Annotated in this window: 17 protein-coding genes; 4 read left to right on the top strand and 13 right to left on the bottom strand. The window is 39.3% G+C overall.

The annotated features are described in order from the left end of the window. Positions 1-36 precede the first annotated feature (36 nt). The 13 genes from ACS5PU_RS09015 to ACS5PU_RS08955 all read right to left on the bottom strand — a co-directional run bounded on the left by ACS5PU_RS09015 (position 37) and on the right by ACS5PU_RS08955 (position 18,316). Positions 37-2,406, bottom strand: coding sequence for a phosphocholine-specific phospholipase C (locus ACS5PU_RS09015; RefSeq protein WP_439458959.1), 2,370 nt, complete (start codon positions 2,404-2,406; stop codon positions 37-39). A 259-nt stretch (positions 2,407-2,665) separates the two neighbouring features. Continuing rightward, entirely contained in the window at positions 2,666-4,171 is a 1,506-nt protein-coding gene (locus tag ACS5PU_RS09010) for a glycerophosphodiester phosphodiesterase family protein (protein WP_439458958.1), read from the bottom strand. 237 nt (positions 4,172-4,408) lie between these two features. Continuing rightward, complete coding sequence (locus ACS5PU_RS09005; protein WP_439458957.1) at positions 4,409-4,963, bottom strand: hypothetical protein; 555 nt, start codon at positions 4,961-4,963, stop codon at positions 4,409-4,411. A 14-nt stretch (positions 4,964-4,977) separates the two neighbouring features. Continuing rightward, the gene (locus ACS5PU_RS09000) at positions 4,978-5,469 is read right to left on the bottom strand and encodes a thioredoxin family protein (protein ID WP_439458956.1); all 492 of its coding nucleotides are present in this window, start codon (positions 5,467-5,469) and stop codon (positions 4,978-4,980) included. Between the two features lie 4 nt (positions 5,470-5,473). Next, positions 5,474-6,970 (bottom strand): aspartyl protease family protein, encoded by a 1,497-nt coding sequence (locus ACS5PU_RS08995; RefSeq protein ID WP_439458955.1) that lies wholly within the window; start codon positions 6,968-6,970, stop codon positions 5,474-5,476. 19 nt (positions 6,971-6,989) lie between these two features. Continuing rightward, positions 6,990-8,171 carry a TlpA family protein disulfide reductase gene (locus tag ACS5PU_RS08990; protein WP_439458954.1) on the bottom strand — a complete coding sequence of 394 codons (1,182 nt, stop codon included), beginning with the start codon at positions 8,169-8,171 and terminating at the stop codon, positions 6,990-6,992. A gap of 68 nt (positions 8,172-8,239) precedes the next feature. After that, positions 8,240-9,619 (bottom strand): TlpA family protein disulfide reductase, encoded by a 1,380-nt coding sequence (locus ACS5PU_RS08985; RefSeq protein ID WP_439458953.1) that lies wholly within the window; start codon positions 9,617-9,619, stop codon positions 8,240-8,242. A gap of 41 nt (positions 9,620-9,660) precedes the next feature. Then, positions 9,661-11,184 carry a PKD-like family lipoprotein gene (locus tag ACS5PU_RS08980; RefSeq protein WP_439458952.1) on the bottom strand — a complete coding sequence of 508 codons (1,524 nt, stop codon included), beginning with the start codon at positions 11,182-11,184 and terminating at the stop codon, positions 9,661-9,663. A gap of 20 nt (positions 11,185-11,204) precedes the next feature. Beyond that, positions 11,205-11,966 carry a DUF4843 domain-containing protein gene (locus ACS5PU_RS08975; protein WP_439458951.1) on the bottom strand — a complete coding sequence of 254 codons (762 nt, stop codon included), beginning with the start codon at positions 11,964-11,966 and terminating at the stop codon, positions 11,205-11,207. Between the two features lie 15 nt (positions 11,967-11,981). Further along, entirely contained in the window at positions 11,982-13,415 is a 1,434-nt protein-coding gene (locus tag ACS5PU_RS08970; RefSeq protein WP_439458950.1) for a RagB/SusD family nutrient uptake outer membrane protein, read from the bottom strand. 10 nt (positions 13,416-13,425) lie between these two features. Next, positions 13,426-16,518: a SusC/RagA family TonB-linked outer membrane protein gene (locus ACS5PU_RS08965; RefSeq protein ID WP_439458949.1), complete on the bottom strand. Its 3,093-nt coding sequence runs from the start codon at positions 16,516-16,518 to the stop codon at positions 13,426-13,428. Between the two features lie 40 nt (positions 16,519-16,558). Beyond that, positions 16,559-17,617, bottom strand: a complete 1,059-nt coding sequence (locus tag ACS5PU_RS08960; protein ID WP_439458948.1) for a FecR family protein — start codon at positions 17,615-17,617, stop codon at positions 16,559-16,561. A gap of 150 nt (positions 17,618-17,767) precedes the next feature. Further along, positions 17,768-18,316 carry a sigma-70 family RNA polymerase sigma factor gene (locus ACS5PU_RS08955; RefSeq protein WP_439458947.1) on the bottom strand — a complete coding sequence of 183 codons (549 nt, stop codon included), beginning with the start codon at positions 18,314-18,316 and terminating at the stop codon, positions 17,768-17,770. A 308-nt stretch (positions 18,317-18,624) separates the two neighbouring features. On the opposite strand from ACS5PU_RS08955, the gene ACS5PU_RS08950 reads away from it, so the two are divergent. The 4 genes from ACS5PU_RS08950 to ACS5PU_RS08935 all read left to right on the top strand — a co-directional run bounded on the left by ACS5PU_RS08950 (position 18,625) and on the right by ACS5PU_RS08935 (position 25,613). Then, complete coding sequence (locus tag ACS5PU_RS08950; RefSeq protein WP_439458946.1) at positions 18,625-21,942, top strand: DUF4175 family protein; 3,318 nt, start codon at positions 18,625-18,627, stop codon at positions 21,940-21,942. A 136-nt stretch (positions 21,943-22,078) separates the two neighbouring features. Next, positions 22,079-22,516, top strand: a complete 438-nt coding sequence (ybeY, locus tag ACS5PU_RS08945; protein ID WP_439458945.1) for an rRNA maturation RNase YbeY — start codon at positions 22,079-22,081, stop codon at positions 22,514-22,516. Positions 22,517-22,875: 359 nt separating this feature from the next. After that, a complete protein-coding gene (locus ACS5PU_RS08940; RefSeq protein WP_439458944.1) occupies positions 22,876-23,508 on the top strand; it encodes a GIN domain-containing protein in 633 nt (210 codons plus the stop codon). 242 nt (positions 23,509-23,750) lie between these two features. Further along, on the top strand, positions 23,751-25,613 hold the full coding sequence (locus ACS5PU_RS08935) for an ABC-F family ATP-binding cassette domain-containing protein (protein WP_439458943.1): 1,863 nt from the start codon (positions 23,751-23,753) through the stop codon (positions 25,611-25,613). Positions 25,614-25,630: the final 17 nt, after the last annotated feature.

Raw genomic sequence — 25,630 nt, 5'->3', positions numbered from 1 at the left:
TCTTTCAAAAACGATCCCCCTTTTGGGGGGATATTTTTATGCGTTGCCCATATATGGATCGGTTTGGGTAATTTCTCCGGTTTCTATTTTGCCGGCATAATGGTGCCTAAAATCAGTTTTGCTTGTTTGCACCACACTGAAATCGTACCAGTTTGCATTTTTAGCCAGGTTCAATACCACAGTAGTACTTGATTTGGGTTTTACACTTACCGTTTTAGGAGCAGATTTGTATTTATTGTCAACAATCTGAAGGCTAACCGCAGCTGTTCCGGTATTTTCGATGGCCAATACCAGATTGCCACTCAGCTTTTTGGTTACCAGCCCAGTTTGTTCCGGATAAGCTTTTACATTCACCTGCGGATTTCTTTTGCTGCCTGTAAAGTGCCTGTAAAAACCATTCGGACCGCTTATTGCCAGGTCGTAAACCTCGTTGTCAAAATCTGCAATATTGATCTGGTCTTTTACAACATCGCCGGCTTTAACGGCATAGGCCCATGTTTTGCCCACAACGCCTTTAAACTTGGCTATGGTGTTCATATTAAATGGCGCCCCCACAGTTTCGGTAGCATTGCCGAACAATGTTTTTGCCGATTGAAAAATTAGCTCAATCTGGTTGTTTTCCAACTTTGCATCAACCATTAAATGATAAGGCAAAGCTGAGGCAGGTTTGGTACCGCGCTCTTGTTTTGGGGCATGTGCCGAAGTTTGGGCCGAAAAATTTTCGAAATTATTGATTTTAGCCACCTCGGCTTTGTTTAGTGCAGTTGGCCCAACCTGCGCGGGTTTGTTTTTCGCATTACCGATATTGGTTACAACAGCTTCCCTTTTTAACGGATCGGGAGATTTAATTTCCTCGCCATTGTAAGGCCTGAATACTGAGGTTAAATCGCCACAGATATTTCTCCTCCAGTCGCTAATGTTGTTGCTTTTGATGTTTTTACCCGTTTTCTTGGTTAGCCATTTTTCCATAAACATGATGGAAGAGGTGTGATCAAAAACCTGCGAGTTAACAAAACCACCTTTACTCCATGGTGAGGCTACCACCAATGGAACACGGTAGCCCAAACCGATCGGACTGCCTTTTCGGCCTTCAAAATCAGTAGCATAGTTTATTCCTGCAGATACCTTTCCGCTTGATGGATCATCAGGATTAGGCACCACAAATGGAGGTTGGTGATCGAAATAACCGTCGTTTTCATCGTAGGTTAAAATGAAAATTGTTTTTTTCCATACCTCCGGGTTCTTCGTTAAAATATCTAAAGCCTCGCTTACATACCAAGTACCATACAAAGGCGAGCTGGTATGGTCGGAAAAGCGCTGTGGCGCCACCAACCACGATACGGCTGGTAGTTTTCCGCTGTCTACGTCTTTTCTAAACTGATGAAAAATATCGCCTTTCGGGATATTGATTGTTTCTGATTGACCTTGGTCGTTTTTAAAGGTAAAAGGAGCCAGGTCTAGATAATCCTTTTGCGAAATATTGGTGGTAAAAGCTTTATCAATAAGGTTTTTTTCCTTTTGAGACAGTTTATCGTATTTTTCCTGAACTTCTTTGGCTGTTAAGGCCGGCTTTACGGTATTGTCGCCATTTTTTCTGAAATAAGCCGATAGTTTAACATTATGCCTGCTGATATATTCTACCGGATTATCGCCATAATTTCCCAACCAATCATCTATTTCTCCTTCCGGAAGTTTTGACGTCCAGAGTTCGTTTTGGTATATGCGCCAATCGATGCCATTATCTTCCAGTGTTTCCTGAAATGTTGGCCAATCTACAAATACATTGTTCTGCGATTCGGCCTGATCGTTGTTTACTACGGCAACACGGTTTTCGCTCTTTTCGCCGCGTACAGTACCTGTAAAAAAGAACAGCCTATTTGGGGTGGTACCGGTTAAAGATGAGCAAAAATGCTGATCGCAGATTGTAAAAGCATCAGCCATGGCATAATAGAAAGGAATATCGTTCCTATCGTAATAGGCCAAAGTCATTGGGGTTTTAACAGGCAGCCATTTATCGTAACGGCCACCATTACGTGCCGCAACCTGATCGTTCCACGAATGTGGTAATCCGCCCTGCCAGGTAATTTTGGTTTTGTTAATGTCTACATGGAAGGGAGCATAGGTATAACCTTGACCATCCTTTTGCAGCCAAACTTTGTTGCCATCTGGTTGGATATGTGGGTGCGGGTCATTAAATCCGCGTACACCCTTAATTTTACCAAACATATGATCGAAAGATCTATTTTCCTGCATTAAGAAAACAATATGTTCCGCATCATAAAAGGTACTGCCAGGCTCAGGGTTAATGGCCATAGCTTTCAATACCGAACTGGGCAGGGTATTGGCCACGCCGGTGGCTCCGGCAAACAAGGCCGCTTTTTTTAGAAATTCTCTACGTGAGTCCATAAATTATACAATATAGCTTAGATACCGCAAGTTATTGTTTTCAGTTGGCAATTTTCAGCAAGCAGTTTGTAATTTTCGGTTTACCAATCTTCTATTCAAAGCCTTCGTTATAGTGTTTAAGGCCGAATAAGCCGTTCATCACAACAATTAAATAGTTTTCAATTGGCAATTGACAGTACTTGGTTAACCAGTTTCAACAATTAAGCGGTTAACCCAGGCAATAAAACAATCTGACGATGAATTTCGGAACTAAACTGTCTTACTTTTGGTAAACCCTTACATAATCAACCTTCATGGTTGCCGGGAAAATAGTATCGTCTACTCCTTTTTTTCCGCCCCAGCCACCACCTACAGCTACATTTAAAATTACATGGAAGTTTTGGTCGAATGGCCAGTCGCCAGCCCCCTTTTTGGTATTGCTAAAAGTGAGGTATTTTTGATCGTCGATAAAGAAATCGATACGGTCTGCAAACCATTCTATTGCATAAACGTGGTATTCGGTATAAGGGTTATCTACCTTTAAAGCTTTGCCTACCTGTGTTTTAATTACGTGGTTAAATTTTTCGGTATGCACCGTTCCGTGTACACTGTCAGGATCGTAGCCTACGTGCTCCATAATATCTATTTCACCGCTTTTCGGCCAGTTTCCGTATTTCCAATCAGTTGGTAGTGCCCATATGGCCGGCCATAAGCCCCTTCCCTTTGGTAACATGGCCCTAACCTCAACCCTACCATATTTAAAATCGAATTTATTTTTGGTAACGAGTCTTGCCGAGGTGTAGTGGTTGTTCTCTTTATCGGCTTTTACTGCGGTTATGTTTAAGTTGCCTTTTTTAACCAGGGCATTGGTACTATCAGCATCGGTATAATATTGCAGTTCTTTATTTCCCCAGCCTTTTCCGCCCACATCATAACTCCAGTTTTTGGTTAAGGGTAATCCTGTGTCATTAAATTCATCGTTCCATTTAAGTTTCCAACCATTTGCCACAGGTGTTTTTTTAAGCTCCTCGAACAGCAGTTCGGGCTCGTTGGTGGTAATGTATTCTACCTGGTGGGCCAATAGCCATTGCATTTCGGGTGCGGTATTTACAGTCCAGGCGTTTACGGTTAAACCCAGTTTCTGTGCGTTTTCTATCCAATTGTCTTTTTGGTAAACGCTGTAATGGTAATCAACACCAGTTAATTTATCTGTTTTCATCTGTTCGGCACTGATATCGCCTTTTAAGTAGGCCACTTTTGCTTTGGGCAACAGTGCTAAAATTCGCTTGCAATAGTCGTAGTCGAAACTGATATATTCTGTCCAGTCTATCACTTTTAGTTTCTGAACCATTTCTACGCATTTGTTGGTTACATCAATTCCACGTTCCTTGCTGATCAGTGAGGGTTTGATCTCTAAAATGAGTTTGGTGGTTTTCTGTCTTTTACCTGCAAGTAAATAGGCTTCTAAAGTTGGTATTTTCTCGCCATTGCTCATGGTTTTTGTGAGCAGATCGGCGTATTTTACCTTTTCGATGGTTAAACCCTGAAATTCGGGATCGTGGTTTACAACCAGCACATTATCGGCCGTCATCCACACATCGAACTCTGAACCATAGCAGCCCAGTTTTACGGCTTCGTTAAGGGAAGCGATCGAATTTTGAGGGAAATTATTTTTTTTCCATGCTCCACGGTGTGCAATTACCTGGTTTTTATTCCAGTTAAATTTTTGAGCAAAAGCGGTTGTAAAAATGAAAACCATAAAGGCCGAAATAAGTACTCGTTTCATATTTGGATTGGTTACGAAAAATCAAAAGTAGATTATTTGATCGAAAACAAATTAAAGTTAATGTAACCATTCTATAAATAAAAGTAAAAAAGCTTACCCATCCGGATAAGCTTTTTCATCATTAACTATTAAACATTCCACCACTTCTACATGATGTAATTTCTTATCATTTCGAGCCGGCACTTTCGGCAAGGCCCGCAGTCATTTGATACCTGTTGGCATAGGCTGCAGCCATTTTTACAAACCTGTTGTAGCCAGCCTCATCCCTGCTTTCTGGTGTATTTCTGCAGCGGTTTTCATAAATTCCAATCCGCTATTTTCGGTTATTATGGCATTGGCCCATTGGCAAAAAAGTTGCATTACCTGTGGTGTAAACCCTTTTTTAGCCACCAGGGTGCTGTAAAGGGCATTGAAATGGTATTGGTATAAAACCGGGTTCTTTATAGAAAACTTTAGGAAACCAACTGTATCCTTTTTCATAGCCAGATAGTATCGGCTACCGAGGGTTTGAAGGCATATTTTCCATGTTTTATCGGAGAAATATTTTTGCTGAGCAGCCACAAAATCATCAAAAGCAACTTGATCTGATGTTGTTTTTAAGGCTTTGCCCAACTTTTGGTTTATCCCATAATCTACCACTGGCTGTAATACATCTTCGCCATAAAGAGATGCAAAACCGTTATAATCAGCAAAAATCGTTTCGATTGCCTTTTCATCTGCCGATCTGCTAACCAGATAAGGCAACAAAGCGTTTTCGGCCCTAAAGTTTTTTACCGAATCGCTATAGGCCACCAGTGTTTCGCCGGTTATCCCTTTTCGGGTTTTACAGAATTCGACGTAAAATGCCGGATATTTTTTTCGTTGTAGCTGGTAGAAAAACCCGACAAAAATTTATGCTGCCCAGCTTTTTGGCGGGCATCGGCAAACAGAGCGATCAGGTTTCCGGGATCTTTATATCCAGATGAAGAACTGATCAGTTTTCCATCGCCGTTTAACACCAAAAACGTAGGGAAACCATTTAAAATGTGCTGCACTTTTAAAGTATCTCCCAATTTATCTTTAAAGATATCGACTTTAAGCATCAGGAAGTTTTTATCCATTTCAGCTTTAACCAATGCATTGGGAAAAACATTTTCGTCCATTTGCGCACAAGGAATGCAACCAGTGAAATAACAATCGACAAAAATGAGCTTATTCTCTTTCTTCGCCTGTTTCAATACGTTGTTAAATGATTGATTTTGTGCCAAGCAGCTCATGGCCGTTAACATTAGGCAAAGGGTATGGATTATTTTTTTCATAAATCTATTTTTTGGTAATGGAAATATTTTGTTTTGTACCGTTTGTGGTATAGGTTATTTTGAAAGTTTTACCCGCGGGAGCATTTAAAACCGCCAGCATTTTCTTGCTGTCTTTAAGTAAAGCCGGGGCGGCAACGCCATCAATACTTTCAATCAGCTGGCCAGCTTTTATGGTTTCGTCTTCTACCGGCGCCACAACACTCTGCAGCTTTAATTTCCCTTCCTGATCAAAACCAAAGAGGTAGGCGCCCAATACAAAATCGTGAGGAAAGTTTATGGTGTGGTTGGGCACAAAATGGATTTCCTTTTTTTGCATGTTAATGGTAAAGTTGTAACGTCCAATTGTCCTGATGCCGATTGAACCGTCGAAACCAGGGTTCCAGTTTTCGCTCTGCCCGCCACCGGCCATCAACGTAATGGGGAAATTGCTCAGTTTGGGCATTTTGGCAAAAGAAAATGCGGCAGCCCTTCCGCTATAGGTGGGCGTACTCATTCCCATGCTGGTTGTAGTGCCATTGTATTCGGGTTTGAAACCGCTCACCAATAGTTTATTTTTTTTTACGAAAGGCCTAAAGCAGATCAGGTTGTAAGATGCACCGGTATCGAAAACAAATTCGCCGGTATTGGTCTGCCCGGGCGTTACGCTAACTTCGCCGGGAATAATGAACAGGCCTGCGGGCAGTGTTACGGGAACAGAAATCCCTTGATCTTCATATTGGTAATCGCCGAAACTATATAACGAAAGCTCTTTTTTATCAAAATCTACCTTGGTGATGTAACTTTTGGCAATGCTGTTGCCAATAATCCCGTCGCTGCCTTTGTGCATTTCGGGAAAAAGTGCAAAGCTTTGGTTCTTCAAAACAAATGTGTCCAGCTTAATGGTATTTCCTTCCGAAACGGATATCTGCATATTACCCCCCACAACAGAAGTGTTTTGCTGGCGGCTTGCTTTGATGCCTACCGAATCGGCCAGGGTTTTGGTAATGGCCATACCATCGGCGCCGGTATCAAAAAGCAGTTTGAGCGGCCTATCGCTGGCATTTACTTTGACGGTCAAAATAATTGAGCCATCTTGTACCTCGAAAGGGATTTTAGCTACCATTACCGATTTTTTATAGCGGTTCATCCCATACAGCTGGTCGAAAAGATCTACATACAGCAGTTTGTAGGCATCATCAGTATAAATATTACTGGCCTTTCCGGCTTTTCCTTTGTTAAATGGAATTACGGTAAGCTGGATCATCCCATTTTCTTTTACCTCGTCTTTAAGTTGGATCGAATCGCAGGCATAACGGTCTATTATTGTTTTTAACATCCTATCAGTCGAAGGCCGGGTGTAAGCTGCGATAGAAAAGCTGCCACTTAAATTTGCCATAACCGGATCGGCCGATTTTTGGGCAAACATTTGGTTCATGCTTTCAATTACACCTTTGGCGTGCTGCGCCCGAACTTGGAGCGATAAGAACAGCACCCCTAAAAATAATATTGCTTTAGTTTTCATTTTATCTGAGTAGCTGGATTTAAAATCCATAAATTTTTTCGAGCGCCCGGTCAATGTCGTCAGTAGCGCTCGAGGTAATGCGCATTAATATTTTTCCCTCGTTACTAAGCAGGATTTTGGTTGGAAAGGCCATAATGTTATAGTCTTTTACCAGATTTTGCTTGTCCATGTTTTCATTATTGAGCACATTGATATAAGGCAGGGCATCTTCTTCTATGGCTTTAAGCCAAAGGCCCCTTGCCTCTTCCAGGTTCTTTTTCTGCTCTTGCGCAATGGCTATAATTTCGAAACCTTTGGATTGGTACTTTGCATATAAGGCCTTTAAATGCGGATTACTGGCGCGGCAAGGCCCGCACCAGCTGCCCCAAAAATCGAGCAGTACGGTTTTCCCTTTAAAATCGGCCAGATTGATGGTTTTGCCGTGGTTATCGGTTTTCTGAAAACCAATGGCATCCGATCCCTCGGGTGTAGCACTTATTTTTTTGATATATGTCTTAATTCGCTCCGAAATGGGATGGTTTTTATATTTGGGCGATAAACTGTTCCACGTGGAAATAAAATCGCCAGCTGTATACAGGTTTTGCATCCGGGTTAATAAAAACACAGAAGCAAAGGCCTCGGGATGGTTTTTAACAAAATCGCGCTTTACATTAACCAGCTTTCTGTTTATTGCGGTGGCCTCTGCACCAAGCACCTTTCCTTGCGCCACATTTGCATTTTTCTCTTGATTAAAAAGCAGCTGCATAATTTCATAATTACGCATTTCTTCTTTTTTTACCAGCTGTTTATAGATGTCAAAAACATTGTTTTCTTCATCGCCGCTTACTTTTGCAAACTGAACCAATAAGGCATCGCCTGCAATCTGGATATCTTTATTAAAAACAAACAGATCGAGTACCGGCGCGGGATTGGAAACTGTTGTACCATTTGCCGTGGCGCTGAGGCTACGGGATATGGAAACATCGAAACGGGCAATAGCAGGCGTTTGCAGGCGCGGAACTTTTAATAAAAAGACGTCGCTGTGTGCATTTGCCTTATAGCTTCTGGATAGACCGGCATTATCTGCAAAGGAAATCCATACCGACTTATTGCCAAGCCCTTTTAAGCGCCCAGAAATTTGGATGCTATCGTTCTGGCAAAAGGCTTTAGGTAAAAAAAAATGCAAAACCGTGGCTATAAACAATGCTTTCATTGTTTTCATATCGGGTAGTTTTTAACTTGAAATTAGCTCCGGCTATGGATTAAATAGCCAGAGCAATAGGGGGACGTCTAGTTAGCTAATGTTTTTTGTAATAGTGTTTTTAACTCCGGGTTAGATGGTCGGGGCGAATCAACCGTAACAATTTTTCCTTGTTTATCGAAGACCAAAAAACGTGGAATTGTATTTACCTTATAATATTTTGAAAATTCATTCTCCGGCCCTCCGGCAAAAAGCTGTAAACCGCCCAGGTTCTCATCCTTAATCATTTTCAACCATTTCTCCTTATCCTTAACGGCATCAGTAGATAGGCTGATAATCTGAACGTCAGTGCCTTTCATTTCTTCTTCTAGTTTTTTCAGATAAGGGATTTCGGCCCTGCATGGCCCGCACCAGGTTGCCCAAACATCTACCAATACAACCTTACCTTTTAAACTGGCCATAGAAACCTGCTTTCCATCCTTATCTTCATAAGCAAAGTTAAATGCGTTGGTACCTGGTTTGTACGTTAATAGAGGATTCATAATGGCAGCACTTCGCTCTGCTTGTCTTTTGGTAAGGATGTATTTTTCACGGCCTTTTATTAAAGCTTCGTACTCTGTAATCGTTTTATAATTTGCTGCATTATCCAAAATCATATCACCCTTTAAGGTATCGTTCGGAACAAAAGATGTCATTAAATCTACTCCCTCCGGGCCACGTTTATAAGCCTTTGCCTCTTGGCGCATATTGAGGCTAATCAGCCCTGATAAAGTTCTAAAACCATAAGGATAGCGGTAAACATTTGCTGTTGTTTTTGCAAAATCGCCAGTTTTAAGCGTGCTGTAAAAATTACTGTATTCTTCTACCGAAGGATGTGCACTTCTTGGCGTATTTAGAAAATTAGTGGCGTATGATGCTAAATCCCAAGCCATAATGGATTTAACTTCCTTATCAAATTTCGCGTTTCCTGTTGTTTTTCCGTTCAAGAAAGTTTTGCTCTTGGCTACAATTTCTTCCTGCTCAGGGAAATAATCAACAAAAGTGCTCTGCACCTTCATAAAATTAACAGCCTTCTGCTCAAGTGGAAAAGTTAAGTCGTGCCATTGGGTAAGCACCATATTTTCTTTCGAATTATTTTTACCTGTTAATACATAGCTCGAATCTAAGAGGCTTACAGAAAGTTCTTCGCCACCTTTAAAATAAAATTTATAGTTGTCGTTCGGGCTTCCTTCATTTCCTGTACCGATTATATATAAACCTTCGTATTCTGGATAGAAAAGAAATCCAAACTGTCCTTTCTCTGCAGGTGTTGCATTGGCAATTTCTACCGCTTTACCGTCTTTTACTTTAAAAAGTTTAACAGCTGAGAGGCGTTTTTTCTTTAACAACCCCTTTACCTCTACCGGCAATTGTGCCATTGTTGTTAGAGAGGCCAGGCACAAAAGTCCGGCGCTTAATAATTTTTTCATTTTCATTGGTTTTTATTTGTATGTTTTCTTGAAGATTATGTTTAACGTTCTCTGTAAGTAAGGCTTTTCACTTTTCCGAAGCCAGAAAAACTTTTAGCCAAAACCAAATCGCCCATAACCGGTGGCACAACGTAGGTATTAATGCTTCCGTTCGTACCCTCGGGCAATGCCGGATCGTAGAAAGCCACCATTAAATTATTGGTATCCTTATATTTGGTTGTATTTTTAAAATCGTAGAACTGGATGAGCGAGATTTTCTTGCTGCCTAAATCAACAACCTGTTTGGTTGTTTTCAAAGACATATCGTACTCGTAAACTTTACTTCCAACACTGTAAACGATATAACCCAAGGCAGGACTCACGGCATAAAACTCTGCGTTGGCAAAATTGGTGGCAGTTATCTCATCATAATAACTTTGTACAAGCGAGGCACTGTTAAACCTGGCCAGGAATCTTTTGGTTGAATTTGGATCTTTTAAAATACTAAAAACTTCACCGCCATTGTAAGGAACCCAGGCCATGTACAATAAATCCATTCCAGTACTGAAACTGAACTTTCTTTGTGCTGCGTCTGGGTCAGGTAAGGTGGTACAGGTAGAATTCGATCCGGTATGTTTTACAAAACGTCTGTTTGTTCTATCATAAAAAATGGCATGTGGGGTAGCTGAAGAATTTTTGTCGCCGCCAACAAATGGAGCCACTTTAAACTCCTTTTGTTCAGCAGCAATGTAGCTAATTGGAGAAGAAAAGTAAATATTTTGAACCCGCTCGTAATAGTATGCACCTTCTTTTCCGATCATGTATGCAGAGCTGCTTCCTCTTTGTTGGATTACATCGGCATAAAAACCCGCTGGTGTACTGCCAAACATTTCGTAAGTCAGGTTCATCGTTGGTGTCCATTTAAAAGTATTGGGCTCTACCTTTGTTGTAAATTGATCTGTGCCCAGGTATATCCCAAAACTTATTTTATCTGGTCCGATTAATAGCCCGGTATTGTAATTGTAAACCATAACGGGTTTTCCAGAAAGCTTAAGTTCTGATCCGGTGCTGGCAAGTAAATCGTTAATTACGTCGAAACTTCCGGTTGTGTTAAGCGATAGCATATCAACCCTAGCCTGGCTGTTTACATCACACATTAACATCCAGCCCTCATTAATTTCGTTAACAACTTTTAAAGTAAAGCCAACTTTGTATTTAACACCACTGGCCTTATCCGTTATAGCGTAATATGCTTGGTAAGAGCCCGCTACAACGCGCATTACCTGCTCTAAATTGCGGTTTTGATCTAAAATAAAGAGTTTGGTTCCGCCTAAACCATTTGGCCCGATGTAACTCCATTCATAAGTATATTTAGATTCATCAAAGCTTGGATCAAGGCTAAATTTGGTAACCGGTTTAACAGAAATCGATTTGCCATAAGTGGCCACAACTTCGCTCGGTAAATCGGCAATGGTTTCTAATTTATTAATCTCATTGTAATCATAATTTCCAAGGTCTTTTTTACAAGCACTCATGGTAATGATTAGTAGCACAATAAAAAGGGAACTGTATTGTTTAAGTTTCATTTTATTTCCTTTTAAAATTATTATTGAACAGATGGGCCCATTATCATTATGCTTCCATCATCTTCCAGAATGGTATTGCCCAGCAATTTTTGATCATTAAGATACCTTTGCATATATTTTGCATAAGCAACCATTTCCGCAATGGATACCGAGGTGTCTAAATAGGCAGGGTCCACATCGAGTATGGATACCATAAGAAATAACTTTTTCCGGGTAAACGTACCCATGTAAGTATCCAACCATCTGGCTGGCCGTTTAATAATATCGTTTACGTACCACCTGTAATTAATGTATGATATCTTTTTTCCTGTGGTTTGGTTGGTAACCTTATTGTTCATTGCCGTTATAAAATTCTCGTTATCCAGCAAATCGAAGCTCAATAAGAACGTGTTCGTTTGCATATCCGTTTTTCTCAAAAATTTTATCTTTACGGTATCCTTTAACTGATCTTTTTTAATGGAAAAAGATTTATTTAAAATTTCAAAATGAACCCCTTCTTTAGCCGTAGAAGAAGCATTAACACTTAATCGGTATGGTCTATCTTGCGAAGATTTTCCACCTGTAGTACCGATTACCATATTCACAATCGAATCCTGCGATTTAGCCAGACTGAAAGAAACAATTGTTGAATCTTTAATGACCTCTCCCGAAAACAGCGGTAATCTGGCGGCATCATTAAAATATATTGCGTCTTTAGAATTGTAGGTATTGAGTGGCTTTTCACACGAAAGCATAATCATAGTAATAATAATTGCTATGATTGATATGATGTTTCTTTTCATATTTATAAAGTCATGTTAACGATATTGAGATTCAGAAAGCGGCAGCGGAATGGCATAGTTTACCGTAATATTCGATGTACTTGCTCCGTTTGGAATTGAGGTAACATTACGGCGCTTGTAGTAATAAAACAGCTGACCTTCGCCGTAAAATTCCTTCTGATATTCTTTCTGCAATTCTGTATTGATATTTACCGTGGTGGCCAGGTTGGTAAGTCCACGGTTAAATCGGACAACATTTAAATAGTTATTAATCCCATCTACAGCGTTTGGTTCGGACTCTGCAGCGATATAATATAATTCGCTGATTTTGATGAGGGGAATTGTAAACCGGAATAGTTTATTTTTATCAACCACATCAGCATATTTTAAAAATGTTTTGTATGGTTTAAGCCCCGTTGAAGGTGCCTGCCAGTTTAAATTATACCGATAGTCATTCTCATTATTTTCGAATACAGCTGCAAGCCTTGCCGGAAGTGGGGCCAAAATATTTGGATCTGTATTGGATGGATCAAAAATAGAAGTATAGGTGTTGTAGAGCTGCGTATTCAAAACGCCAAATACCATTTCAGTAGAAAATATCCGGTCAGGGTTTATTTTTTCAGAAAGCGCATTGGTTACTGTTGTCCACGGAAAGAAGCTAGCCTTTTCAATTACTGATTTGGCCGCTGCCAATGCAGAAACCTTATCTCCCCGGTATAAAAATACCCTAGCCTGCAGGGCTTTTACCGCGTAATAATTAAGGCGGTAGTTTCTATTGTTTTTTAAGAAATCGGCCGTTTGCGTGTTCGCCACCAAATTGACTCCCGATGTAATAACCACATCCCCTTTAAGCAGCTCTTCTGCTTTCTTTAAATCGATGATGACCTTGTTCATAAATTCGTTTGCAGGCAATAATGGATTGATGGAAATCTTTGTCGCATCATAATAAGGCAAACTCTGTTTGGTAGAATCGACAGTGCTGTACCGAGGACCAAATAGACGCAGTAAATCAAAGTGCAGGTAAGCCCTTATCGCTAAGGCTTCTCCTTTGTATATCGATTCGGTATTCTGATCAACAACACCTTTATACTTTTCCAGATTCTCTAAAAAGCTGTTTACATTCAGTATACCTGCATAAGCATCAACCCAGGCGGCGTCTAATTTTGTTGTTGCTGGTACATCTGTATAAGCATAATTGGCTATTTTAGTCAGGCTATGTGTAGATGGAATGTTATAGCGTTGCGCCAGTACTTCTGTGGTATTTAGTGTTAGGTTTGCGCCATATAAATTACTACCGGCCAAAGAGATATAAATTCCGTTCAGAACAGATTCTATCCCCTTCTTGGTAGAAAAGAGTTGCGTTTCCATCACTTTGTCCTCAGGCTGCACCTGCAAAAATTTCTTACAGGCCCCAAGTGTAATCACCACGGCTAGAGAACATGCAATTAGTTTGAAATAATTCGTTTTCATATCTAAAAGATTAAAATGAGGCTTTAAGTGAAAAGGCTAATGTTCTGGCATAAGGATAATCGATACCCCTTTCTCTCCGCACGGTTGATAGGTAGAAAAGATCGTTGGTTTGTAAGTTGAGACTCAGGTTGGTCAATCCGGCGGGTTTTAGCCATTTTGCCCCATCAAACATATACCCAAAATTTAACGACTCGCTGGTAAACGAGTTTTCTGTTTGAACAAACCTTGATGATTGCTGGGTAGTAGCGGTTTGTGAAATTCCCTTGAACTGTGCTACATCTCCAGGGCTTTTCCAACGGTCGTAAAGCGCTCTCTTATCCTGGTTTAAAGCAGCATCGGCAAATGAAATGTTCTCAACTTTGTTAAATAAGGCCCAGTTATAAATGTCGCCGCCTAACTTATACCTGAAGCTTGCGCCCAGGCTGAAATTTTTATACCTTAAATTGGTAGAAACAACACCTTCTACTACCGATACCGTATTACCTACGTTTGTAATATCAGCCACATTATAATCGAAGGTATATTGGCCATCTTTTGTCAGAAAAATTTCTCTGCCCGTAGCAGGATCAATTCCGAGCGATCTTACTGCCCAAATAGCCTCTGCACTGTTCCCATCATTATACCTGATTAATGAATTAATGCCTTCCTGTTTTTCCTGTTGCTTATTAAGTGTATTCAAGGTATTGCCGAAACCACTATATCTGCTTTTATATGATGAACCAGTTACACCTATGCTCCACGTGAAACGTTTAGCCAGGTTATAAATCGGAAAGAAAGTTAGTTTGGTTTCTAAACCATTATAGGTGAGCGCCCCAATATTGTAAGGAAAAGCAACAACACCAGTGGATGATGGTAAATCGACAGGAACAACCAATGGATCTGTTTTCTTATTGTATGCATTAACATAACCTGTAAAACGGTTATTGAATAAGGCAAAATCGATTGATGTACTGATTTGTCTGGTTTTCTGTGCTGCCAGGTTAGGATTTCCCAATGTACTTAAAGTAACTCCCTGGCCAAATTGATTGTAATTCGTATTGGTATTGTAATCATAGATGGAAACAGAACTTGTATTACCATAATTCTGGTTACCTGTTATACCCAAATTTGCGGTTAGCCGCAAGGAGTTTATCCATGCACTACCTTTTACAAAGCTTTCATTGTGAACATTCCATCCTAAACCAAAGGCATAGTAAGGCGAAAACTGTTTATTGCTACCATACGCTGTCGATCCATCCAGCCTGTATACCGCATCCGCTAAATATCTGTTATCATAAGAATAGTTGGCAGATACTGTAGAGTTTAGCGTTCTGTAAATGCGGTTACTTGCCGAAGGAGCCTCATCTAACTGATAACTATAGGCAAAGCGTGGATTTCCTAAATTTCCGGCAGGAAAGCCCTCTGCAACACTGCCATAACTACTATTATTTTCTTCCGAAACAGTATTTCTCCAGTTTGCGTTGATAACGTGTTTCGCGGCAATTACCGTATGATAAACAAGCATTAAATTGGCTTGATAAGAAAAATTCTCTCCGCGGTAGTCGGTATATTTACCTTTTCTTAAATTCGGTGTATTCAGAAATTCTGACATTTCAGACGACCTATAATCCTTATTTACCGAAGTTCCCTTTGTAATTTGTAATCCACCGTTCAATCGGAAGGTTTTACTTAGATCATAATTCAAATTCAGATTGTTTTGAACCTCAAAGCCCTTTTTTGTACTGTATTGGGGCTGTATCGCATCAAACAAGGGGTTGGTTACATAAAGTTCTGTTCCATTAGAAGTTCTTGAAACCTCTAAATATCTGTTTTCATTGCTCTTTTCAAAATAAGGATTGGCATTAACGAAGTTAGAAAACGATCCATACGGCGAATCGCTACTGGAATTTCCCCTTACGTAGGTAATGTTGTTAACGTTAAATCTTGAGGTCCTATAGGTAAGGTTAATGGTACCACTGTAACTATCTCTTCCAGAACCCTTCATTGCACCTTTGCCGGTTCTGTAGTTCATTCCTAAATTATAAACAAAAGTGTTATCACCCCCAGATGCATTGATTGAATTGTTGGTAGAGTAGCCGGTTTGTATGGGCTCGCTTAACCAATAGCTATCTACTCCCCTCTGTACATTTGCTAAGTGCGAATTGTAAAGTGCGTCTAAATAAACAAGTTGAGTAGGATTTGACTCTGCAGTGGCGTATCGGCCAGATAAACGTTCAAATTCCAATTTCTCTGCTGCATTCATCATGTTGTAAGCAGAAAGATCTGGTAATTCTACCCTAAAATCCTGAACATAACTGAACCTTAGTTCGCCAGGAACAGGTTTAACGGTTTCAATTACAATTACCCCGTTCGAGGCCTGTGCCCCATATAATGCTGTTGATGCTGCATCTTTCAGAATCGTAACAGAAGCCACCCTGTTCATATCCAGATCTACAATGGTTTGAAGCGTAGTTGGAAATCCGTCTAAAATAAATAGCGGTTGGTTAGGATCCTGCCCAAACTGATCTTTTAATGTGGTGCTTGGAATACTACTTTTACCACGCACCTCAATAACAGGTAAAACATTCGGATTGGAACCAGCCGCAACATTTTCCATAACCAGAAATGAGGGATCTAAAGTTCTTAAACTCTGGATAAGATTGTTATTGCTTACGCCTTTTAAGTCGGCCCCGCTAAAAACTGCGGTTGTACCTGTAAAACTATCTCTTCTTCTATTAATTCCCGTACCCGTAATTACCACCTCTTTATCCAAACTGGTATTACTTTCGGTTAAAATGACCGAAAGGGAAAAGGTTCCTCCATCCTTAATCTGCCCCGTAATGGTTTTCGATTCGTAACCAATAAAATTGATGGTAAATTTATAGGCTCCAGCTGCTAATTTAGGAAAACTGAAAACCCCATTTTTATCGGAAGATGTTGTTGTTTTAGCACCTGTTTGCACATTTTGTGCAATAATGGTTGCCCCAACAATAGTTTCTTTGGCATCTTTAACCACTCCCTTAACTGCTGGGCTTTGTGCATAGGCCGTTACCCCAAGGTAAAGACAAAGCAGTAGCAGTAAGGTGCGTTTTGGAACGCTCCATTTAGTAAAAATTTTAATCATGAAGTTAGTTTGTTTGGTTTAGTTGTACTCTGGTTTTTGTTTACTTCTTCTTTATCGTATATCCCGCTTCTGTTTGACCTACAGTCAGATTATTTAGCGAACAAAGCATATTTAAAAAAGCATCAATGTCATCGCGTCCGAATTCATATTGCCCTGTAAATACCTTTTTATTAAGCTGACTTGTAGTGTATTCTATTTTTATGTTCAATTTAGTTTCGAGCGCATTAAATACCCCGGCCAGTGGTTCATTGTCGAAAACAATAGCCGCTTCGGTTACCGTAGCCTTTCCAAGGTCAAGCGTTTCCAATTTTTTAGGTGCTACAACATTAAATGGCTTCACACCGGCCACATAGGTTTGCATATTTACCGTAAATACCTTTCCAGGCAATAAATACACCGTTTTTACCCCTGCAGATAATAGCTTGTTTTGAGGTTTAACCACCACCTTTCCTTCAATTAATCTCACTTTGGTATACAGATCCTTTTTAAAGGCGGTAATTTTAAAAACTGTTCCCAAAGCGGTGGTAGCCAGGTTATTGGCAAATACTGTAAAAGGTTTGGTTTTATCTTTGTGTACCCTGAATAAAGCCTGCCCTATTAAATTCACATCCCGTTTTCCTTGGTCAAACGGAAAATAGCTCACTTCACTTCTAGGGTCAAGCTCAACAATGGTCCCATCAGGTAAGGTGTACGTTTGTTTAATTGCAGAAGTATTGGTAATAAATTTTTCGACCCTCGCAGCTGGCCTTTGTTGGTTTGCAGACAAATATTGGCGTTTAACCACGCTATTACTGCTCAGTTTGTAAATTAACAGCCCCAGTGTAGCAATTAAGGCAACTGATGCCGCATAGCCCAAATACCTAAAACGGATACGTTTAGCCTCTTGTTTATGGTGGATCTGATCCAGTACATTTACATATATCCGATCCGTAACCTGCTTATCAACCCTTTCTGCTGGTTGAAAATCCTCCCACTCCGCACTGTTAAGGTAAATTTCACGATTGTGGTCCTCGGCTAAAAATTTACTTACCATGCGGGCTTCTTCGGCTGTACACTGGCCGGCAAAGAATTTCTCAACAAGCTTTTGGTTGATTTGCATAACTACATTACGTTTTTGAAAATGCTTAACCCCTATCCGGGCGAAAATATTTTATAAAAATTATAAAAACATGGATTGAGACAGCATTTTAGCAACAAATATGGATAGATTAAAGATCATTAACCTACAACAACTAAAAATTTAAGGATATTATTTATTAATTATGGCCGACATGATTATGGCCAATGAAATAATAGAAGAAAATGCAGCCCTAAGCTGTTTAAGGGCCTGAGAAATATGATTTTCTACGGTTTTTGGGGAAATTGAGAGCATTTCTGCTATTTCTTTGTAAGAATAGCCCTCTACTTTACTCAATTTGAAAACTTTTTTCCTAACCGGAGCCATTTGTTCTATCGCCTGTTCCAAGGCATGCAGCATTTCGGGTTGGTCTACTTCATTTCTTAAAGCATAATCATTTTCTACAACCGTTAAATGTTTTTTGCCTACAGCATCTTTTCTCAACTCGTCGATAAGGATGGTACCCGCAATGCGGAAAATCTGTGCCGATAAACTATGCACTGATGAAAGATTTTCGCGTTTTTCCCAAAGCCTGATAAAAGTTAACTGCACCACCTCTTCGGCCATGTAAGCTGAATTTGTTTTTTTCAGTACATATGCATAAAGTTTTTGGTTGTACAAACTATAAACAGTTTGAAAAGTTTGTAAACAACCCAACGCTAAATTGGCAACATGGTCCATTAATGGGATTAACTAAGAAAAAAAAGGGCGATTTTAATAGTTTTTTCGAGCGGTTGATAAACCAAAGATATTTTTTCATTAACTAAGAATCAAATCATCGTTAATTTTTTAACAATTGACTCGCCAAAAAGTCCGTTTTAAAGCCAAAACAAACGTTTGTCTTATTTTTCAGAAAAACAGCCGAAATTGGCTATTTAGGTGTAAAAACGGTAAAACAAGCAAAACAGATAATCGATTTGTAATAAACACGTTAAGCTATTTTCTAATTTCTTTCAATTGATTGTAACTATTTTTACATTTACAGTGATATGGTGAGCAATAACTACAACGATTTATTAAAAAAGATAGATGAGTTTATCCGCAAATTTTATTTAAATAAGATTTTGCGCGGAAGTATTTATGCTGCAGCCACCTTATTAGGCCTGTACCTATTGGTATTTTTGAGCCTTTACTACCTAAATCCAACGGCTGGGTTTAAAACCTTTATTTTTTTCGCTTATTTATTAACCGGACTACTGCTGGTAGGATTTTTAATCATTAAACCCCTGCTTTCCATGCTGAAGCTGGGCAAACACCTTTCTTTTGATGAAGCATCGGTCATTATCGGAAACCATTTTTCTGATATAAAAGATAAATTGCTCAATACGCTGCAGCTCCACCGCCTATCACAAAATCTGCCCGAAAATAACCGGCTGATTATGGCCAGTATCGATCAAAAAATATTGGAGCTTAAGCCTGTGCCATTTTACACCGCCATTAGCATTAACGACAACCGCAAATACCTCAAGTATCTTTTCGTTCCGCTTTCTATCATTATCCTCATCGGATTAATTGCTCCTGCCATTTTACGCGAGGGAACCAATAGTTTCTTCAAGTACAACGAATACATTGCGCCAAAAGCACCCTTCAGTTTTACCATTTTAAATAAAAGCCTAACCGTTACACAGGGTGATGATATTACGCTGAAGCTAAAGTTAACAGGCGATGCCCTGCCCGCAGAAGTTTATGTAGAGGATGGCAAAAACACCTATAAAGTTGAAAAAGAAAGTACTAGCGCCTTTAATTATAGCATCAAAAACATTCAGGGAGATAAAAAACTGATTTTTAAAGGAGGTGGTTTTAGCTCTTCGGCATTTACAATTACCGTAAAACCGCGTCCTGAGCTGTTAAATACCAGTGCAACCCTAATTTACCCTGCTTATTTGGGCAAAAAGCAAGAAATAATAGCCAATGTTGGCGATATGCTACTGCCAGAAGGAACAAAAGTAACCTGGAGTTTCAAAACAGAACAGAGCGATGCCCTTATTTTCGTTTTAAATGGCGTAAAAAACGTTTTAAAAATTGAAGATAATGAATCTGGATTCAATACAACCATCAGAAACAATTCCAAATACAGCATTACCCCAAAAAATGAATATGTTACCCTTACCGATTCGCTTTCTCATCAGATTACAGTCGTTAAAGATCAATCTCCAGCAATCATTGTTCAAGAAAAACCAGATTCGGTAAGCAATAAGGCCCTGTATTTTAGTGGTCAGGTTACCGACGATTATGGTTTTAGCCGACTAAGTTTTAAGTACAACATCAAAGAAAATAACAGGATTATCTCTACTGTAACTAAAAACATCCCGATTAGAAGCAATACTACCGAAAATAACTTCTTTTACTTTTGGGATATTAAAACGGCTACCGCAAAACCTGGTCAGGAAATAGAATATTACTTCGAAGTAGCCGATAATGATGGGGTTAACGGAGCAAAAATTACCCGTTCAGATGTAAAAACCTTTAAACAACCGACCAAAAAAGAAACTGCCGAACAGGTAAGCGCTAACAACCAGGCCTTAAAGCAAAAAATGCAATCGGCCATCCGCCTGGCCAACACCATCGAAAAAGAAAGTAAAAAAGTTGCCGAAAGCCTGATTGATAAGAAACAGATTTCATTTGAAGATAAAAAACAGATTGAGGCCCTGCTCGATAAACAAAAACAGTTGGATGAGGCTGTAAAGGAAATCAAAGAGCAGAATGAAAAAAATATCCAGCAGCAGGAAGACCAAAAACAAACTGAAGAACTGCTCGAAAAACAAAAACAGATTAAGGACCTGTTTGATAATGTGCTCGATGAAAAAACGAAAGAGCTTTTACAGAAACTGCAGAATCTGATTAACGAAAAAAACAAAGATCAAACGCAGAACGAGCTCTCAAAGATGCAGTTGGATAATAAAACACTGAAGAACGAGCTGGATAGAATTTTAGAACTCTACAAACAACTGGAATTTGAGCAGAATCTCCAAAATGATATCGATCGCTTAAATGAATTGGCAAAAGAACAAAAAGAGCTTGCGGCGCAAACAAAAGATAAAAAACAGGATAATGAATCGTTAAAGCAAAAACAGGATGCGCTTAACAAAGAAATGAAAGACCTGAAAGACGATTTAAAAAAACTAGAAGAAAAAAATAAATCGCTCGATCGGCCAAACCCATTTGAAAATCCGGAGAAAGACGTAGAAGATATCCAAAAAGAGCAACAGGACAGTAAAGATGCTTTAGATAAAAAAGATTCGAAAAATGCCAGCCAGAAACAGCAAAAAGCTGGCGAACAGATGGAAAAGCTATCCAAAAAGATGAGCGATATGCAGCAACAGGGTGAAGAAATGGAAAACAACCTAAATGCCAAAGAACTGCGCCGTTTGTTAGAAAACCTGTTAACTACCTCTTTCGACCAGGAAAAGGTAATGTTGGCCCTGAAAAGAATGCCAGCTGCAGACCCATCGTACACCACCAACGTGCAAAAACAAAGGAGCATTAAGGATAACCTGAAAACCATTGCTGATAGCTTATACAGTCTGAGCAAACGTGTACCTCAGATTGAATCGACGGTTAACGAGGAAATGAATAAAATCAACTTCAACCTGGATAAGAGTTTAGAAAATCTGGGCGACAGGAGAACTGCGGAAGCCAACCGTTTTCAGCAGTTTACCATGACTTCGATCAATAACCTTACCTTAATGCTGAGCGAAGCACTCAGTCAGCTGCAGAATATGCAGAAAAACGCCAAAGGAGGTAGTGGAAAAAAACAAAAACAGGGCATGAAACAACTTTCTCAGATGCAGGACCAGTTGAATAAAAGCATGCAAAAAGCCCGGGAGCAGATGCAAAAATCAGGCGGTAACCAAGGTACCGTAGGCAAGGGCCCAATGAGTCAGGAATTTGGTAAAATGGCCCAGCAACAGCAGATGATCCGTCAGGCGCTGGAAAAAATTAACCGAGAAGAAAATAAAGATGGTACCGGAAAAATGGGCAACCTAAACGAAGCCATTAAGGAAATGAAACAGACTGAGAGCGACCTGGTAAATAAACGTTTGCAGCAAGAAACTTTAAACCGACAGAAAGACCTGTTAACCAAGTTATTAGAGGCAGAAAAAGCAGAACGCGATCAGGAAGAAGATTCAAAAAGAGAGAGCAAAGCCGCTAAAGAGTTCCCTCCTTCTTACCAGAAAATGCTTAAAGATTATCAGAAGCAACAGCAAAACGGAAGCGATATGCTTCAGAAATTGCCACCAAGCTTAAATTATTATTATAAAAATAAAATTGCCGAATATTTAAAATCTTTGAATATGGTACAGTAGCCATCATTCCCAACTCGATCCATTAGTTATCGGATAGGAATCGTGATACTACAAATAGCTTTAAGATTCCTACCTGCGCGGGAAATGACGACGGCTATAGGAATATTTCCTAAATTTGCAGCATAAAAACAACATTATGCCTGCAATATCCTTTTTTACCGAATCTGTTAGCTATAACCTTCCCCAAAAACTTAAAATTAAGAAATGGATTAAGGCTACTATCGAAAAAGAAGGTTTTAAGTTGCAGGAACTTAACTTCATTTTCTGCAGCGACGAATACTTACTAGGCATTAATCAGCAATACCTCAACCACGATACTTATACGGATATCATCACATTTGATAATTCCGATGAGGAAAAACAGATTGTAAGTGATATTTTCATCAGTATTGAGCGTGTTAAAGAAAATGCAAAAACCTTTAAAACGGTAGAGTTTGATGAGGTTTGCCGCATAATGATACATGGAACCCTACATTTACTTGGGTATAAAGATAAAGGCAAAGCCGCCAAAGCCTTAATGACCCAAAAAGAAGATGAACATTTAGCGTACAGAACAGAAGTTGGATTGGTTTAACCTTTCCTGTTATTCAGAGCGCCGCGAAGAATCTAACTTTTTCATTTAACCTTTTCTCCATTAAGACCTTGAAACAAGTTCAGGGTGACGTTGTGCTTTATAACTATCTAAAAAGCTTAGCTGAGCGCTGCACTTCTCCTTTCATGACAATCCCATTACCATAACTCACTAAATAAAAGCCAAATACCTCCTATTTCTTTTATTTTTTTATTGGCGTTCGTCTAAATCTTACTGGCGTTCGTCGACAATTACTCACTACTGGTATAATACAGCTTATGCTGCTGCAACTTTTCCTGTTTATCTCAGTCTTATATTCGAAAAAACACAAAAAAGATTTAAAAAAATTAAAATATAAAGTCATGAGAACTTCTATTAAAAACTTATTCGCAGCAGCCTTAACAACAATCATTTTAGGTACTGCAAGTGTAGCAGCCAATGCAAATGAGAACAACAGCCACTACACCAACATTACATCGGTTAAAAACATCACTAAAATTAAAGTAAGTGGCAATGTGAAAGTAATTTTAGTGCAGGATGCTAAAGAAAGCGTTCAGGTTTACGACAACTATTACGCTAAAAATGCACTTGTTCAGCAACAAGATGGCGAACTGAGGGTAAGTTCGTTCACCAAAGAGCCTTTAACAGTTATTGCCCATGTAAATAACATTACAGCCATTGAAGCTTCTAATAATTCTTCAGTTGTAACATCAGGTAACTTCTCTCTACTAAACCTGAACGTGGTATTGAATGATAATGCGCTAGCCGAGATTAAAGCAAATACATTGAATTTAACGACCAGCATTAATGGTTCTTCAAATTTGGTACTAAGTGGTGCAACCGAAAACTACACTGCTGTTTTGAGTACATCTGCCAAAGTAGAAATGAACAATTTTGCTGCTGATGATAGCCATGTTAGCGTTGCACCTGTTGCTGTATATGCAAATAATAGATATGATGATATAAAAGCTGATGTGCTAGAATCTATTTTCTAAGCAGATCACAGAAGATAAAGTTTAGTTTTAGTTAATGATTGAAGCAGCGGTGGAGCGAGTCCAACCGCTGTTTTGTTTTATACTATTTTACTAATTACAAATGAACCAACGAACGAATAGCATCAAGTTTCTGCCATTTTTAACCTGATACAGAAGTCCTTTCAACATAGAATATCCCGTTCCAAGTAATTTATACTTACCTTTGTACTAATTTTCCTTTATAAATCCGAAATACAAAAAAATTGAGCACATTAATTGCGGCAGAAGGCTTGGGTCATGGTTATCATGATGAGTGGCTATTTAAGAATTTAACCTTGGGTATTAACACTGGGCAGCGCGTAGCGTTGGTTGGAATTAACGGCGCAGGTAAGAGTACATTATTGAAATTACTTGCCGAAAGATTCCCTCCGCTTGAAGGTAAAATTGTAAAAAATAAAGCTGTGAAAATTGGTTTTTTAGATCAGGAACCCCAGTTTACAGAAGGTTTTTCTATTAGCGACCACATATTTTCATTAGAAAATAAACAGCAACAGCTTATTAAGGAGTATGAAGAATTAATTGAAGACCCTAACCCCGATGAAAAAACACTTAACCGTTTATACGAAGAGTTAAGTGAACACAATGCCTGGGAATACGAGCATGAGATAAAAACCATTTTAAACAGAATGGGGATTACTCACTTACAGCAAAAAATAGCTACCCTATCCGGTGGACAGAAGAAACGTTTGGCTTTAGCGAAACTATTAATTGAAGATCCGGAAATTTTAGTGCTTGATGAGCCAACCAACCATTTGGACATTGATACCATTGAATGGTTGGAGAAATTATTGACCACTGGACAAAAAACAATTTTATTGGTAACGCACGATAGGTACTTTTTAGATAATGTTTGCAATACCATAGTTGAACTGGATAGAGGAAAGATTTTTAACTACAGCGGAAATTACGCTTACTTCTTAGAAAAGAAAGCCGAAAGAGAAGCGCTAGATGCAACGGTTTTACACAAGAACCAACAGTTATTAAAGAAAGAATTAGATTGGATTAGGCGCATGCCACAGGCCCGTGCAACAAAATCACAGGCCAGGATTGATGCTTTTTACGATTTAGAAGAAAAAACCAAGAAAAAGTCTGACAATCAAAGTGTTACCTTAAAAATGAAGATGTCTCGCCAGGGAGGCAAAATTATCGAGTTAGAACACGTAAAACAGAGCTTTGATGGCCGTCCGATTATAAACGATTTCAGTTATACCTTTAAAAAAGGAGATAGAATTGGCTTGGCCGGTAAAAATGGAACAGGAAAATCTACTTTATTGAATATTATCACCAGCAACCTAAAACCCGAAGGTGGTAAAGTTGATACCGGTGAAACCACTGTATTTGGATATTACAAACAGGGAGGTTTAACCTTCGATCCGAAAGAACGTGTGATTGATATTGTAAAATCAGACGCCGAATATATTAAGATGGCCGATGGTTCAGTAATCACCGCCTCTGCCCTATTAACACTTTTTCTCTTCCCACCAAAGAAACAACACGGCATGGTAGAGAAACTGAGCGGTGGTGAGAAGAAGCGTTTAAACCTGATGAAGGTATTGATGCAAAATCCAAACTTCCTGATTTTGGATGAGCCAACAAACGATCTTGATATTGATACGCTAAATGTACTGGAAGAATTTTTAGAGAACTTTCCGGGCATCTTGATGTTGGTTTCACACGATAGATACCTGCTCGATAAAATGAGCGACCAACTCTTTATCATGGAAGGCGAAGGTGTTGTTAAAATTTACAATGGTAATTATTCTGAATACCGCTTAAGTTTGGAGCAACCAAAGGTTAAAACAGAAACCAAGAAAAGCCCTGCTCCCGTTGTAGAACAAGCGCCGGTTAAAGCAGTAAAAAAACTAAGTTTCAAAGAGCAAAAAGAATTAGAAGATAGCGAAAAAGGAATGGAAGAAACAGAAACAAAAATAGCTGATCTTACCAAAACCCTAAATAGTATTGATGCAACAGACTACGTGAAGATTCAAGAAATTTCGAACGAAATAGAAAACCTTCAATCTAAACTAGACGAATATACCATGCGCTGGTTAGAGCTTTCAGAATAATTTTAAAAGCAATTCTG

Origin of the sequence: Pedobacter sp. GSP4 (assembly GCF_051857575.1) — a bacterium.
Classification (GTDB): Bacteria; Bacteroidota; Bacteroidia; order Sphingobacteriales; family Sphingobacteriaceae; genus Pedobacter.
This window is presented reverse-complemented; position numbering and strand designations above follow the sequence as displayed.

Excerpts from the sequence above, each read along its gene's own strand:
- ACS5PU_RS08975 (WP_439458951.1), bottom strand. The coding sequence starts at position 11,966 with ATGAAAAGAAACATCATATCAATCATAGCAATTATTATTACTATGATT.
- ACS5PU_RS09015 (WP_439458959.1), bottom strand. The coding sequence starts at position 2,406 with ATGGACTCACGTAGAGAATTTCTAAAAAAAGCGGCCTTGTTTGCCGGA.
- ACS5PU_RS08980 (WP_439458952.1), bottom strand. The coding sequence starts at position 11,184 with ATGAAACTTAAACAATACAGTTCCCTTTTTATTGTGCTACTAATCATT.
- ybeY (WP_439458945.1), top strand. The coding sequence starts at position 22,079 with ATGCCTGCAATATCCTTTTTTACCGAATCTGTTAGCTATAACCTTCCC.
- ACS5PU_RS09000 (WP_439458956.1), bottom strand. The coding sequence starts at position 5,469 with ATGAAAAAAATAATCCATACCCTTTGCCTAATGTTAACGGCCATGAGC.
- ACS5PU_RS08985 (WP_439458953.1), bottom strand. The coding sequence starts at position 9,619 with ATGAAAAAATTATTAAGCGCCGGACTTTTGTGCCTGGCCTCTCTAACA.
- ACS5PU_RS08995 (WP_439458955.1), bottom strand. The coding sequence starts at position 6,970 with ATGAAAACTAAAGCAATATTATTTTTAGGGGTGCTGTTCTTATCGCTC.
- ACS5PU_RS08970 (WP_439458950.1), bottom strand. The coding sequence starts at position 13,415 with ATGAAAACGAATTATTTCAAACTAATTGCATGTTCTCTAGCCGTGGTG.
- ACS5PU_RS08940 (WP_439458944.1), top strand. The coding sequence starts at position 22,876 with ATGAGAACTTCTATTAAAAACTTATTCGCAGCAGCCTTAACAACAATC.
- ACS5PU_RS08950 (WP_439458946.1), top strand. The coding sequence starts at position 18,625 with ATGGTGAGCAATAACTACAACGATTTATTAAAAAAGATAGATGAGTTT.
- ACS5PU_RS08955 (WP_439458947.1), bottom strand. The coding sequence starts at position 18,316 with ATGGACCATGTTGCCAATTTAGCGTTGGGTTGTTTACAAACTTTTCAA.
- ACS5PU_RS08960 (WP_439458948.1), bottom strand. The coding sequence starts at position 17,617 with ATGCAAATCAACCAAAAGCTTGTTGAGAAATTCTTTGCCGGCCAGTGT.
- ACS5PU_RS08965 (WP_439458949.1), bottom strand. The coding sequence starts at position 16,518 with ATGATTAAAATTTTTACTAAATGGAGCGTTCCAAAACGCACCTTACTG.
- ACS5PU_RS09010 (WP_439458958.1), bottom strand. The coding sequence starts at position 4,171 with ATGAAACGAGTACTTATTTCGGCCTTTATGGTTTTCATTTTTACAACC.
- ACS5PU_RS08990 (WP_439458954.1), bottom strand. The coding sequence starts at position 8,171 with ATGAAAACAATGAAAGCATTGTTTATAGCCACGGTTTTGCATTTTTTT.